This window comes from Blastomonas aquatica (assembly GCF_014639875.1).
Classification (GTDB): domain Bacteria; phylum Pseudomonadota; class Alphaproteobacteria; order Sphingomonadales; family Sphingomonadaceae; genus Blastomonas; species Blastomonas aquatica.
Genome location: NZ_BMGD01000003.1, coordinates 418,991 through 432,321, shown reverse-complemented (window position 1 = coordinate 432,321; position 13,331 = coordinate 418,991). Strand labels below are relative to the sequence as shown.

The 13,331-nt window shown below is 63.5% G+C and carries 14 protein-coding genes; 5 read left to right on the top strand and 9 right to left on the bottom strand.

Annotated features, from left to right (window positions below; translation table 11 throughout):
* Positions 1-10: 10 nt before the first annotated feature.
* Positions 11-2,275, bottom strand: coding sequence for a xanthine dehydrogenase family protein molybdopterin-binding subunit (locus IEW00_RS10065; RefSeq protein WP_229736947.1), 2,265 nt, complete (start codon positions 2,273-2,275; stop codon positions 11-13).
* Complete coding sequence (locus IEW00_RS10060) at positions 2,275-2,772, bottom strand: (2Fe-2S)-binding protein (protein ID WP_229736946.1); 498 nt, start codon at positions 2,770-2,772, stop codon at positions 2,275-2,277. Before IEW00_RS10060 ends, IEW00_RS10065 begins: the two co-directional genes overlap by 1 nt.
* A 216-nt stretch (positions 2,773-2,988) precedes the next feature.
* On the opposite strand from IEW00_RS10060, the gene IEW00_RS10055 reads away from it, so the two are divergent.
* The 3 genes from IEW00_RS10055 (at position 2,989) to IEW00_RS10045 (ending at position 5,802) form a co-directional block, all read left to right on the top strand.
* On the top strand, positions 2,989-3,375 hold the full coding sequence (locus IEW00_RS10055) for a hypothetical protein (RefSeq protein ID WP_188514254.1): 387 nt from the start codon (positions 2,989-2,991) through the stop codon (positions 3,373-3,375).
* Between the two features lie 127 nt (positions 3,376-3,502).
* Positions 3,503-4,240, top strand: a complete 738-nt coding sequence (locus IEW00_RS10050) for an endonuclease/exonuclease/phosphatase family protein (RefSeq protein ID WP_188514253.1) — start codon at positions 3,503-3,505, stop codon at positions 4,238-4,240.
* Positions 4,237-5,802, top strand: coding sequence for a phospholipase D-like domain-containing protein (locus IEW00_RS10045; RefSeq protein ID WP_188514252.1), 1,566 nt, complete (start codon positions 4,237-4,239; stop codon positions 5,800-5,802). Before IEW00_RS10050 ends, IEW00_RS10045 begins: the two co-directional genes overlap by 4 nt.
* A gap of 10 nt (positions 5,803-5,812) precedes the next feature.
* Here the strand turns inward: IEW00_RS10045 and IEW00_RS10040 are convergent, their stop codons facing one another.
* The gene (locus IEW00_RS10040) at positions 5,813-6,274 is read right to left on the bottom strand and encodes a DUF6265 family protein (protein ID WP_188514251.1); all 462 of its coding nucleotides are present in this window, start codon (positions 6,272-6,274) and stop codon (positions 5,813-5,815) included.
* A gap of 42 nt (positions 6,275-6,316) precedes the next feature.
* Positions 6,317-7,237: a DMT family transporter gene (locus IEW00_RS10035; RefSeq protein WP_229736945.1), complete on the bottom strand. Its 921-nt coding sequence runs from the start codon at positions 7,235-7,237 to the stop codon at positions 6,317-6,319.
* 221 nt (positions 7,238-7,458) lie between these two features.
* On the opposite strand from IEW00_RS10035, the gene IEW00_RS10030 reads away from it, so the two are divergent.
* A complete protein-coding gene (locus IEW00_RS10030) occupies positions 7,459-9,012 on the top strand; it encodes a TadA family conjugal transfer-associated ATPase (protein ID WP_188514588.1) in 1,554 nt (517 codons plus the stop codon).
* A 15-nt stretch (positions 9,013-9,027) separates the two neighbouring features.
* On the opposite strand, the gene IEW00_RS10025 is transcribed toward IEW00_RS10030, so the two are convergent.
* From IEW00_RS10025 to IEW00_RS10005, 5 genes are all read right to left on the bottom strand, one after another.
* Positions 9,028-9,219, bottom strand: a complete 192-nt coding sequence (locus IEW00_RS10025) for a hypothetical protein (protein ID WP_188514250.1) — start codon at positions 9,217-9,219, stop codon at positions 9,028-9,030.
* A gap of 86 nt (positions 9,220-9,305) precedes the next feature.
* Entirely contained in the window at positions 9,306-10,085 is a 780-nt protein-coding gene (locus IEW00_RS10020; protein ID WP_188514249.1) for an esterase/lipase family protein, read from the bottom strand.
* Positions 10,086-10,172: 87 nt separating this feature from the next.
* Positions 10,173-10,946: an enoyl-CoA hydratase gene (locus IEW00_RS10015; protein WP_188514248.1), complete on the bottom strand. Its 774-nt coding sequence runs from the start codon at positions 10,944-10,946 to the stop codon at positions 10,173-10,175.
* A complete protein-coding gene (locus IEW00_RS10010; RefSeq protein ID WP_188514247.1) occupies positions 10,943-11,998 on the bottom strand; it encodes an enoyl-CoA hydratase/isomerase family protein in 1,056 nt (351 codons plus the stop codon). The genes IEW00_RS10015 and IEW00_RS10010 overlap by 4 nt, the downstream gene beginning before the upstream one ends.
* Positions 11,999-12,008: 10 nt before the next feature.
* Positions 12,009-13,154 carry an acyl-CoA dehydrogenase family protein gene (locus IEW00_RS10005; RefSeq protein WP_188514246.1) on the bottom strand — a complete coding sequence of 382 codons (1,146 nt, stop codon included), beginning with the start codon at positions 13,152-13,154 and terminating at the stop codon, positions 12,009-12,011.
* On the opposite strand from IEW00_RS10005, the gene IEW00_RS10000 reads away from it, so the two are divergent.
* On the top strand, positions 13,153-13,323 hold the full coding sequence (locus tag IEW00_RS10000) for a hypothetical protein (RefSeq protein ID WP_188514245.1): 171 nt from the start codon (positions 13,153-13,155) through the stop codon (positions 13,321-13,323). The two genes, IEW00_RS10005 and IEW00_RS10000, sit on opposite strands and share 2 nt — an antisense overlap.
* Positions 13,324-13,331 lie beyond the last annotated feature (8 nt).

Genomic DNA, 13,331 nt, shown 5'->3' with positions numbered 1-13,331 from the left:
GGGCTGCTGGTCAGGCCTTGGCCTGGGTGCGCAGGGGCAGCGTACGAATGCGCTTGCCCGTCGCGGCAAACAGCGCGTTGGCCAGCGCCGGCGAAGCTGGTGGGAGGCCAGGCTCTCCGATGCCGCCGATCTTGGCGCCGCTCTCGATGAAATGCACATCGATCACCGGCGGGGCATCGGCCAGCTTGAGGATCGCGTAATCATTGAAATTGCTCTGGACCACCGCGCCCTTGTCGAGCGTGATCTCCTCGCCGATCGCCGACGATAGCCCCATGATCAGCCCGCCTGCAATCTGCGCCTCGGCGTTGAGCGGATTGACGGTTGTGCCGCAATCGACCACCGCCCAGGCCTTGAGCACCTTGGGGCTGCCATCCTCGCGCACCGTCGCTTCGATCACCTCGGCAACGATGGTACCAAAGCTCTCGACGATCGCGATCCCGCGCCCCACACCGTCGGGCAGCGGACTGCCCCAGCCTGCGCGCTTGGCAACCGTATCGAGCACCTTGAGGTGCCGCGATCCTGCTGCCAGATGCTTGCGGCGGAACTGATACGGGTCCTCACCCGCCGCCTCAGCCAGTTCGTCGATGAAGCTTTCGTTGTAAAAACCGATCTGGGTCGAGTTGACCGCGCGCCAGGGCCCGTCGATCTGGTTCGACTGATAATTGAAATGCCGCCGCGATGTGGCTGGGACGGTGTAGACGAAGGTGGTCTCGCCTTCGGCATCGCCGCTTTGCACATAGTCGGTTCGCCACGCGGCGATCCTGCCATCTTCGCCCAGGGTCGCCTTGAGCTGCGCCGAGGATTGCGGGCGATAGGTGCCATGGCGCACATCCTCCTCGCGGCTCCATACCAGCTTCACCGGATAGGGCAGTTGCTTGGCGAGCAACGCCACCTGATCGATGATCTCGGTCATGTCGGGGAACCGGCGTCCGAAGCCGCCGCCCATGATCATCGGGTTGAAGACGACGTCATCAACATCGATACCGGCGGCCTTGGCCGCGCGCGCGCGCGTCGATAGCGGGTCCTGCAGGCCACCCCACAACGTCAGTTTGCCTTCCGTGAAGTGGCCGGTCAGCGCGAAGGGCTCCATCATCGCATGGTGCAAGAACGGCACGCGATAATCGGCGCTGACCGTCCTGGCCCCCGCGACGCCGAATGCAGCATCGACATCGCCATCACCGCCCTTGTTGTCAGGCTTGCCCGCCTTGCGCAGAGCCTCCTGCGCGGCGTGGATCGATGCGCTCGATACGCCACCGTGGCCGCCATCGGAGAATTGCGGGCTCAGTGCCCTGAGGCCCTTCTGCGCCTGCCAGTAGCGCTTGGCGACAACGACCACCGCGTCATCGAGCCTTATCACCTTTTCGACACCTGTGACCGCCAAAGCGGGCGTCTCGTCGACCGAGAGCAGCTTGCCACCCCGAATGGGTGCCGCCGCAATAGTCGCAACGCGCATATCGGGCAGCGTGAAATCGATGCCGTAGATCGCGCTGCCATCGACCTTGGTTGGAATGTCGATCCGCGGAACCGGCTTGCCAATCAGCTTGAAATCCTTGGCGGTCTTGAGCACCGGATCGCTGGTCAGCGAGCGTTCGGCCGCGCCTGCGGCAAGCTCGCCATAGCGCAACGTCTTGCCCGATTTGGCATGGATCACCTTGCTGTCTGCGGTCGCAAGTTCAGAGACCGGGACCCCCAACCGGTCGGCGGCTTCCTCGATCAGCGCCAGCCGCACCGCCGCGCCGACCGCGCGCATGCCGACCTGGCCAGTGAACCGCACTGCGGACGACCCGCCGGTGATCTGCAGCGGCATCGCGCGTGCGATCATCGAAATCAACGCCGGTGGCAGCGCATTGATCACCCCCGGCGCACCCGACATTTCAGCCAGAAACCCCTGGCCGAGCGGAGTGTTGGCAAATGCGCTGTCGGCGGGGGCCTGCTCGACCTTGACCTTGCTCCAGTCGGCATCGAGTTCGTCGGCGAGCATCTGCCCCAAGGCGGTATGCGTGCCCTGACCGAAATCGATGTGCGGCGAATACACCGTGACGGTGTCATCCTCGGCGATTTTCATCCAGCTGAGGAAATTATGGTCATTGCCAGTCTCGGTCAGCGCGCGCGCGCGCGCCTTGGCCGAACTGTCGCCCCAGTACACGCCGAAAGCAGCCCCGCCGACCAGCAATGCGCTGCCGAACAGGAACGCCCGGCGCACGACGCCCTTCTTCTTGGGCGGTGTTGTGGCAATTTCGGCAGCATCGAGATGCGGGGTGGGATTGTCTGCCATCATGCCTCTCCCTGCAGCGCTGTCGCAGCCTGCCCAGTCGCAGCCTGTCTGGTCGCCGCCATGATCGCCTTGCGGATCCGAGGATAGGTGCCACAGCGGCAGATGTTGGTCATCGCCTCGTCGATCTGCGCTTCGCTGGGGCTGCCGGTAGCCTCGATCAGCGCCACCGCCGCCATGATCTGTCCCGACTGGCAATAGCCGCACTGCGGAACCTGCGCATCGATCCACGCCTGCTGGACCTGATGCATGGCCCCATCGGCGCCCTTGAGTCCTTCGATCGTGGTGACCGATTTGCCCGCGATGTCGCTGATCGCGACACTGCACGAGCGGGTGAGCGTGCCATCGACATGCACCGAACACGCCCCGCATGCCGCAATGCCGCAGCCGAACTTGGTGCCGGTCAGCGCGAGGTCCTCGCGCAGCGCCCACAGCAGCGGCGTATCAGCATCCGCATCGACGCTGACATCCCTGCCGTTGACCTTGAAATCGATTGCCACTGCCGCCACCCCTGTTGCCCCGGATCAGTCCCGGATAACAACCTAATGCGCACGGGCCCAATGTAAATACGGCAATGCCAGTAACAGCGGGCGTTTTTGCCTAGAAACCGGGCTTTGGTTGGGAGAGCCGCGGTCCCGCGCTTGACCATCCCGGCCACCTGCTCTCGTCATCGCAAGCGAACTCGTGCATGGTCCGCTCCAGCAAAGGACACGTGCATGATCTATATCTGGCTCAACATCGTCCCGATCCTCGCCGCGACCTTTGCCGGGCTGGCGATCGGCTATGGCTGGGCGCGGGCAGCGGGGCACAAAGTTTCGGCGGGAGTGGCGCTTGCCTCGCTCATCGCAGAGTTCTGGTTGACAGCAATCCTGGCAGGCGCCGTCATCCTCGCGCCCGATCAGGCCTCTGCCTGGACGATGGCGATGGGCAGTGCGTTCATCATCTGGGTTGGCTTCGTGCTTCCGGTGCTGGTGGTGACCCTGGGCGTTCGTGGCGCCGGGGTCCGCGCGACCGCCAGTGCTGCGGGCTACTGGCTGGTGACCATGCTGGTTCAGGCTGCGCTGCTGCAGGCGATGGGGCTGGTTCCGCCGCCGGCTGCGTAACCCCCTGCGGGCTCTTGCGCGACTGGCGGTACACGCAACAATCGCCTATCGCCATCGTAGGACTTTCAGGGAGCCAGCCGCGTTCCCCCATCAACCACCTCCGCTTCACAACAAGGCCCGCAATCCGATGATCGCCGCAAGCCCCGAAACCTTTGGTGTCGTGAGCTACAACATCCGCAAGGCGATCGGTGCCGACCGCAGGCACAATCCCGAGCGGATCATGCGCGTGCTGGCCGAGACCGGCGCGGATATCGCGGTGCTGCAGGAAGCCGACCGACGCCTGGGGGAGCGTCATAGCGCGCTTCCCGCTGCATTGGTGGCAGAGGCGGGCTGGCAGGTGGTACCGGTTTCGACCGCGCGCAACGGCATCGGTTGGCACGGCAACGCGATCCTGGTCTCTCCACGGGTCGACATCGTACGCGGCGAGCGGCTCAAGCTGCCGATGCTCGAGCCACGCGGCGCGGTGCTCGCCGATCTTGCGATCGATGGCCATCCCTTGCGCGTCATAGGTGCGCATCTCGATCTGTCCGGGCTGTGGCGGCCGCGCCAGCTCAAGGCGCTTGTCAGCCATGCTCATGGACAGGACGAAGACCGACCGACCCTGATCACCGGCGACTTCAACGAGTGGCGCCGCGAACCTTCAGGGCTGCTGCACCTGGTGCGGCATTTCGAGCATATCCGCCCCGGCCCCAGCTTCCCTGCGCGCTGGCCGGTGGCGCATCTCGACCGGATGTTCGTCTCGGCCGATCTGGCGGTGGAAGATGCCGCCGTGCACAGCAGCCGACTGGCAGCGCTTGCGTCCGATCACCTGCCGGTCTGGGCGCGGCTCAAACTGCCCGCACCACGCGAGCCCGGCGACGCATGAACGGCTTTACCGTGACCGCGCTCGTGCTCGCGGTGCTGTCCGCATTGTGGGTCACGCTGAGGCTGGTCTACCGGTTGCCCGCCCTGCCGCCCGAGCCACCCTTGCCCCCGCCTCAGGATACCCCGAACAGCCGGATCGGCCGCGCGATTGCAGGGCTTGAGGCGGCGCACCCCGGCCTTTCGGGTATCCTGCCGCTGGTCGATTCGCGCGAAGCTTATGCTGCGCGGGTCAAGCTGATCCGTGCCGCAGACGTCTGCCTCGACGTGCAATATTATATCTGGCGCGAGGATGTCGCGGGCCTGGTGCTGCTCGAAGAACTGCGCGAAGCGGCAGACCGAGGTGTCAAGGTCCGGCTGCTGCTCGACGACAACGGCATCGCCAAGCTGGATGACGAACTGACCGCGCTGGACAGCCATCCCGATATCGAGGTCCGGCTGTTCAACCCTTTCGTCATCCGCACACCCAAGGTCGTCGGCTATCTGCTCGATTGCTTCCGCCTCAACCGGCGGATGCACAACAAAAGCCTTACCGCCGACAACCAGATGACCATCATCGGGGGGCGCAACATCGGCGATGAGTATTTCGGCCCAGGCGATCAGCCCGAATTCGCCGATCTCGATGTGCTGGCGATCGGTGCGATCGTGCCCGAAATGGCCACCGATTTCGCGCGCTACTGGACCAGCGCCTCCTCGTATCCAGCGCCATTGATCCTGCCGCCAGCCAAGCCCGGTGCATTGGAGGACCTTGCCCGCAAGACACAGAAACTGGGCAACACCAGCGAGCTGGCCAAGGCCTATGCAACCGCGGTCGATACGCAATCCTATGCCGATCCGCTGACCCATGACGAGATCGAATACGAATGGGCTCCAGTAACGATGATGAGCGACGATCCGGCCAAGGCCCTGGGCCATGAACCCCGCGCGCCTGAGCCTGTCGAAGAGATCGGCGCGATCATGCGCAAGGCCCGGAAGCAACTGGGGCTGGTCTCGGCCTATTTCGTCCCGTCGAAGACGGGGGCCAGAATGTTCGAGAAGATCACCGCGCGAGGGGTCTCGGTCGATGTGCTGACCAACGCGCTGTCGACCACCGACGTCGCGGTAGTGCACGCAGGCTATGCCCGTTACCGGCGGCAGTTGCTGCACGCAGGCGTTCGGCTGTGGGAAATGAAGGGCGATGCCCCGCGGCACCCCTCGGCAAGAAGTGGCGTGCTGGGCAGTCTGCCGCGCTCCAGCCGGTCATCGCTGCACGCCAAGACCTTCACCATCGATGGCAGGCGGCTGTTTGTCGGTTCGTTCAACTTCGATCCGCGATCAATGCACCTCAACACCGAGCTCGGCTTTCTGATGGAAAGCCCGTCGCTGGCACAGCGGCTGCAGCATCTGTTCAGCGAGCCGCTAGAACATCGCGCCTATCGGGTGCAACTCGCACCCGATGGCGCGATGCAATGGCTTGATGTCCGCCCCGAGGGGACAGTCATTCACACCCATGATCCCGGGACCACGCTCCTGCGGCGTGCGCAGGTGGTGTTCTGGCAGATGCTGCCGATTGAATGGTTGCTGTGACCGCAGCAGACTATTTAGGGATAGCGCGCTTGTAGCGCCAGGCCTGCGGCTTGCTGCCGTCAATCATCGAGGCTTCCGCGAGCAGCATTCCGTTCTCCATCCAGTAACGGATACGCTGCGGATACGTGTGGTTGGGATTGACGAACACAACCTCGGCAGGCCCCGCCTTGACCGCGCGAAACGCCGCCGCCGGGTTGCCGAAGGGTGATCCGTAGAACATCAGATCGCCGTTCTCGTTGCGCGCGATGCGCATGAACTCATAGCTGGTGACCGCATCGGCCCGGCCGCCGCGCCCGGTGCCCAGCATCGTCTGCGCGCGGCATCCGGTCCAGTTTTCCTCGGTCCAGCGGTCTTCGGCCTCTTCGGAGACCCAGCGTCCCTCGATCCAGCATGGCAGCGATGGTGCTGCGGGCAAGGTCGGCAATGCAGATGCCTGGAGCGCCATTCCGATGATCCAGCCTGCCAGTCCCATATCAGTCCCCCTGCCCTGTCTCGCACCCGTGTTCTAAGCGTGCTATCTGCGTCCGTCGCGCAGCAGATAGATGCCACTGGCGATGATCACGCCGGTCCCTGCCAGTGCCACCAGATCAGGATAGTCCCCATAGAAGATCACGCCAATGCCGATTGCCACCAAAATCTGGACATAGACCATCGGGGCGACCGCTGCGGCAGAGCCTCTGACGGTCGCTGTATAGATCAGCATATGGGCAAAGCTCGCCGAGACCGCGACGGTGGCACAGACCACGAAGACATGCGCGGCCGGCCAGCCGACCTGCAAAGGCGGATAACCCGAAAAATGGCCGATGGTGGCCGCGAGGATCAGCAGCGGAGCGGCAATGGCCGCGACCAGGAACTGCATCAAGAGGACGCTGCCCGTCCCTGCGGCGCGGGCATTGGTAATCATCAGCCCGCTCATGCCAAACGCAGCCGCCAATGGCAGCAGCGCCGCCCAGCCCAGATCGGCAAAGCTGGGTCGCAGCACGATGATCACCCCGACGAATGCCACCAGGGTCGCAATCCAGCGGCCGGGGCTGATCGTCTCCCGGTACAGGATAGCCGAGATCACTGCGGTGAGCAGCGGCGCCATAAACTGGATCGAAACCGCCGTGGCCAAGGGCATCAGGAAGATGCTGCTGAAAAACGTCAGCGTCGCTGCAGCCAGGAAAAAACCGCGCGCCAACTGAACCTTGGGCGAAGGAAACCGGAAGCCCTTGGGTCCCTCGATCACCAGCAAGACGATGCCCAGCCCGACAGCGCCCATGAGGAACCGCAGCGCTGCTACCGCCATCCCCGGCCAGAGCCCTGCGGTCGATTTGATCAACCCGTCGCCCACCGACAGCAGGGCAAACCCAGCAAGGGCATAGGCCATTCCCGCAGCCACATTATCGGGCTGCGGTGGTGCGGTCTTGGCCGCTGAAACGGGATTGTCGGCCAATGCGGAACGCCTGCTTGCATGTTGTTAACATTTGGCGGGCTTAATGCCCGATATCGGGTGCGATGCAAGCTGCATCACCGAAGCGATGGGGCGCGGGCCACGCCCTCCCCCCGGCCAAGCCAGCCCACCGTTAGGATATTGTCAAAGTTTCCGGGCTATTCACCATGACCATCACCGGCAGGTCTGATGATCTGTCCGCAACACCGGGAAAATCGGTCACCATGAGCGCGTTTGGCAGAAAAAACGGAATAGGACAGATGGGCACGGGGGCGCGTCCGAGCTTTGGTGTTGCGCGCCCGATGAAAGGGGGAGCGCCTGCGCCCGCGACTGAATCCCGCTTGGGCCTCTCGCTCGATATGGGCGGCGATCAGTTCCCCGATCTCGATTCTGCCGATCTGCCCGGACTCGACATGCTCGATGAGACCCCCGAGAGCATTGCTCTGAATGAGGCGATGACCCGCCTGTCCGATCGCGCCAACTCGGTCGCCGATCTGGGGCCGCGAGTCGAAGGCTTTGAGGCCTCTGTTCACAAGATCAAGGAACAGGTGCTGCCGCGTCTGCTCGAGCGAGTCGATCCAGAAGCCGCCGCCACGCTGACAAAGGACGAGCTGGCGGAAGAATTCCGCCCGATCATTCTGGAAGTGCTCGCCGAGCTTAAGTTGACGCTGAACCGCCGCGAACAGTTCGCGCTGGAGAAGGTGCTGATCGATGAGTTGCTCGGCTTCGGCCCGCTCGAAGAGCTGCTCACCGACCCCGACATCACCGATATCATGGTCAACGGACCCGAGCAGACCTACATCGAAAAAAAGGGCAAGCTCACCATTGCGCCGATCCAGTTCCGCGATGAGGAACATCTGCTGCAGATCGCCCAGCGGATCGTCAACCAGGTCGGTCGCCGCATCGACCAGACCACGCCGCTGGCCGATGCTCGTCTCAAGGACGGCAGCCGCGTCAACGTCATCATCCCGCCGCTGTCGCTGCGCGGCACCGCGATCTCGATTCGTAAGTTTTCCGAAAAGCCGATCACGCTCGACAACCTCAAGGACTGGGGCGCAATGTCGGAGAAGATGGCGACCGCGCTCAAGATCGCAGGTGCCTGCCGCTTCAACGTCGTCATCTCGGGCGGTACCGGCTCGGGCAAGACGACGATGCTCAACGCGCTGTCGAAGATGATCGATCCGGGCGAGCGCGTGCTGACGATCGAGGATGCCGCCGAACTTCGTCTGCAGCAGCCGCACTGGCTGCCGCTGGAAACCCGCCCACCCAACCTCGAGGGCAAGGGTGCGATCAGCATCGGAGATCTCGTCAAGAACGCGCTGCGTATGCGTCCCGACCGCATCATCCTGGGCGAAATTCGTGGCGCCGAGTGCTTCGATCTGCTTGCCGCGATGAACACCGGCCATGATGGATCGATGTGTACGCTCCACGCCAACAGCCCGCGCGAAGCGCTGGGCCGTATGGAAAACATGATCCTGATGGGCGACATCAAGATCCCCAAGGAAGCGATCAGCCGCCAGATTGCCGAATCGGTCGACATCATCGTCCAGGTCAAGCGTCTGCGCGATGGCTCGCGCCGCGTGACCAACGTCACCGAGGTGATCGGCATGGAGGGCGAAGTGATCGTTACCCAGGAACTGTTCAAGTTCGAATACATGGACGAGGGCGCCGACGGCAAGATCATCGGCGAATACCGCTCGACGGGCCTGCGCCCCTATACGCTTGAAAAGGCGCGGCAGTTCGGCTTCGAACAGGCGTATCTGGAAGCCTGCCTGTAAAGATCGTACCGCTGGTCAGTAGCCTTTGAGCGCAATCGCGGTGGCAAACACCGCGATCACTACCGACACGATCAGAATCAGCGGCCAGGGCATGAACCCCACCCGGTCGAAATCGCGCCTGCGCATCCGCCGCGCGTCGGCAATCGCTGCAGTGCCCGCCAGCGCAGACATGGCAATAGCCAACTGCCCCCAAATGCTGATGCTCATCTGCGCCTCCTTACATCCGACCATCTGGTGCCGCATGCGACAAAGTCCAGCCCTGATCGTGCTGTGACCTTCCGCCTCAGCATCGGTCAGTCAGCCTCCACCGTCCTGAACAGCATGGACCGCCAGCCCGAGCGATCGAACGGCTGCCATGCGCCTTCGGCCTGAGCGAGCCGGTCGGCGATCGCGTACATCACCATCGGGTTGACCCCGAGCCCGCAATGGCTGGCCAGAACCTCGAGCGTCTCGGCCTGCGGACCCGGCTTCTGCACCGATGCGCGCCAGGCGACGATGCCGTCGCTGCGGCTGAGGATCGAGGTGGTGGGCACAGGCGGGGCCTCATCGAGCGCCTGAAAACGGCCCTGCTTCATCGGCTCGGGGTCCCTGCCGTTCAGCCGCTCGAACAAGCGACTGGCACTGGTATATCCGCGGTCGTTGGACAATGGACTGCCCAGCGAAATCACTTGGCGCACCTTATTCGGGCTCCGCTTGGCGATTTCACGCGCGAACAGTCCGCCCAGGCTCCATCCGATCAGCGAGACGGGCCTGCCGGATTCTTCGTGTACGCGGTCGAGCAGCGCATACAGCGCCTGCTCGCGGTCGCTGTTGAACCGCAGGTTGCGGCCCAGATCCCAGCCATATGGGACGTAGCCGAGATCTTTCAAAAGCCCGCGCATCGGCCGCGTCGAGGTATCCCCCGCCAAAAACCCCGGGAGTACGATGACAGCGTGCCCATCACCCTTGGGCAACCGCTTCATCGCGCGGCGCAGCGCGACGAACCACCCAAGCTCGAACACCGCCCGCCCCTCGGTCAAAGTGAGCAGCGGATGCGGCGGGCGGGCTTTGGAGGCGGTTGCGGTCTGGGTCATGATGTGGCGGTTCCTGTCTGATGGAGAAGATAGGAATGCACCCGCCGGGTTTTAAGCCTCACTCCACCAACCGCGATCCGCCGTCGATCAGCGACCCGTCCAGTTGCCGGGGCGCTTTTCGACGAAGGCCGCCATGCCTTCGGTCTGGTCCTCGCTGCCGAACAGCCCGTGAAACAGACGGCGTTCGAATACCACGCCTTGCTGTAGCGTGGTTTCGAAGGCCGCGTTGACCATTTCCTTGACTGCCAACGTCGCCAGCGGCGCCATTCCGGCGATTGTCGTCGCCGCCTTGACCGCTTCCTCGACCAGATCAGCCACCGGAACGACGCGAGCGACCAGGCCCGATTGCTCGGCTTCGGTCGCGTCCATCATCCGGCCCGTCAGGCACATGTCCATCGTCTTGGCCTTGCCGATTGCACGCGCCATCCGCTGAGAGCCGCCCATTCCGGGGGTCACCGCCAGCTTGATCTCGGGCTGGCCGAACTTGGCGTTATCGCCTGCGATAATGAAATCGCACATCATGGCGAGCTCGCAGCCACCGCCAAGCGCATAGCCTGCGACTGCAGCGATCACCGGCTTGCGGGTCGCGGTGACGCGGTCGTACCCGGCGAAAAAGTTGCCGCCATACATGTCGGCAAAGGACTGGCTTGCCATTTCCTTGATGTCCGCGCCGGCGGCGAACGCCTTTTCGCTCCCGGTCAGCACCGCGCAGCCTTGGCTGGGATCGGCATCGAACGCGGCAAGCGCTGAGATCAGATCGGCAAGCACCTGGCTGTTGAGCGCGTTGAGCGCTTGGGGGCGGTTGAGCGTGATCAGCGTGACGCCGCCGCGCTGTTCGACGAGCAGGGTTTCATAGGTCATCTTGCAATCTCCAATGGTGTCCAAGCCTGATCGGCGGGAAGCGGCGCGAAAATCCTGTCGAGCAGGTCGTCGGTCACGCCTTCTGCGGTTTCCGGGTTCCAGCGCGGTGCGTTGTCCTTCTCGATGATCAATGCGCGCACACCCTCGATGAAATCGTGCATCTGGACGACGCGCGCGCCAATCGCATATTCCTGCGCCATTTCCGTTGCGAAATCAGGCATCTGCGCGCCTTCCTTGAGCTGGCGCAGAGCTACCTTGCAGGTCTGTGGCGATTTGTGACCCAGCGTCGCGAGTTCCTTCGCACTCCATTCAGACCCTTCTTCGGTCAGCGCAGCGAGGATGTCCTCAAAGCGATCGGATGCGAACAGCCGGTCGATGACATCGCGGTTGCCCAGGATGCGCGCAGTCGGCGGTTCGACCGCCAGGCTGGCCAGAATGTTCTCGACCTGGTCGGGATGCTCGGCGATCTGCGCCTTGGCGTTGGCGAGCACGTCCGATGGCAGATAGTGCGTTGCGAGCCCCAGCGCCTGGCATTCCGCGCCGTCGAGCCGCGCCCCGGTGAGCGCCAGAAACTGTCCGGTGCGTCCCGGCAGCCGCGAGAGGAACCAGCCGCCGCCGACATCCGGGAACAGGCCGATGCCAGTCTCGGGCATCGCAAAACGGGTGTTCTCGGTGGCGATACGATAGCGCGCGGGCTGCGACAGGCCGACCCCGCCGCCCATCGTGATCCCGTCCATGAACGCGACCACCGGTTTGGGATAGACGAACAGCAGGTGGTTCAATCGGTACTCGACGAAGAAGAATTCGCGCGCCTCGACGCCATCCTTGGCGCCGCTGGTGGCCAGCATGCGGATGTCACCGCCCGCGCAGAACCCGCGACCCTCGGCGTGATCGATCATCACTGCCTCGACCGCAGGGTCGTCGATCCAGGCGACCAGAGCGTCGGTCATGACCTGGCACATCGCGGTGGTCAGCGCATGGATCGCTTGCGGGCGGTTGAGGCTGATGATCCCGGTGCGCCCCTCGATGCGGGTGATAACATCGGTGGTCATGTTGTAATCCTTATTGACGCAGCATTTCACGCGCGACGATCATCCGCATCACCTGGTTGGTGCCCTCGAGAATCGAATGCACGCGCAGGTCGCGCCAGAAGCGCTCGATCGGATAATCCTGCAAATAGCCATATCCGCCAAACAGTTGCAGCGCATCGTTGACAATTTTCGAGCCACTGTCGGTGCTCAGCCGCTTGGCCATCGCGGCGAACTTGGTCTTGTCGGGTGCATTGGCCGAGACCTTGGCGGCGGCCAGATACAGCAGCGCGCGCGCCGCCTCCAGATCGGTCGCCATGTCGGCGAGCATGAATTGGGTGTTCTGGAAGTCGCTGATCCGCTTGCCGAACTGCTTGCGGTCGTTGGTATAGGCAATCGCCTCGTCGAGGCAGCGTTGCGCCCCGCCCAGCGAGCAAGCGCCGATGTTGAGTCGTCCGCCATCGAGCCCCATCATTGCGAAGCGGAAGCCATCGCCCTCCGCACCGACCCGGTTGGCAACGGGCACGCGCGCGTTGTCGAAGATCACCTGCGCGGTGGGCTGGCTGTGCCATCCCAGCTTTTTCTCGTTCGCGCCGAAGCTGACGCCCGGGGTGTCCTTGTCAACCACCAGGCAAGAAATACCCTTGGGGCCATCCTCGCCGGTGCGGACCATCGTGACATAGACGTCGTTGGCGCCCGCGCCGCTGATGAACTGCTTCGAGCCGTTGACGATGTAGTGGTCGCCATCGAGCACCGCCTTGGTCTTGAGCGCGGCGGCGTCCGATCCCGAACCGGGCTCGGTGAGGCAATAGCTCGCGATCTTGTCCATGGTGACCAGGTCGGGGAGGTAACGGCTCTTGAGGTCTTCCGACCCGAAGGTGTCGATCATCCATGCCGCCATATTGTGGATCGAAATGAACGCGCTGGTCGAGGGGCAGCCATAGGCCATCGCCTCCATGATCAGCGCAGCTTCGAGCCGTCCAAGGCCGATGCCCCCACTTTCTTCGCTGACATAGATCGCTGCAAAACCAAGGTCTGCTGCTTCCTTGATCGTGTCGCGCGGGAAGATGTGTTTCTCGTCCCATTCGGCGGCGAACGGCGTGATCCGGTCGGCGGTGAATTTGCGCGCGGCGTCCTGGATGGCAATCTGGTCTTCGGTAAGCTCGAACTGGTCGGTCATGGCATTCCTGTCGCTGCTGTTCGTTCTTTTGTGCGTCGGCGACTATCGCAATCGTCCAGCTTTGGCCAGAGCGGCTGCCCTGCCCTTTTTCACAGAGGCCATGCAGAAATGCCCCGATGCAGCGAAGCTTGTTGCAGAAAAGTTGGTACCGGTCTCCCTGCAGGGATGACGCAGCCG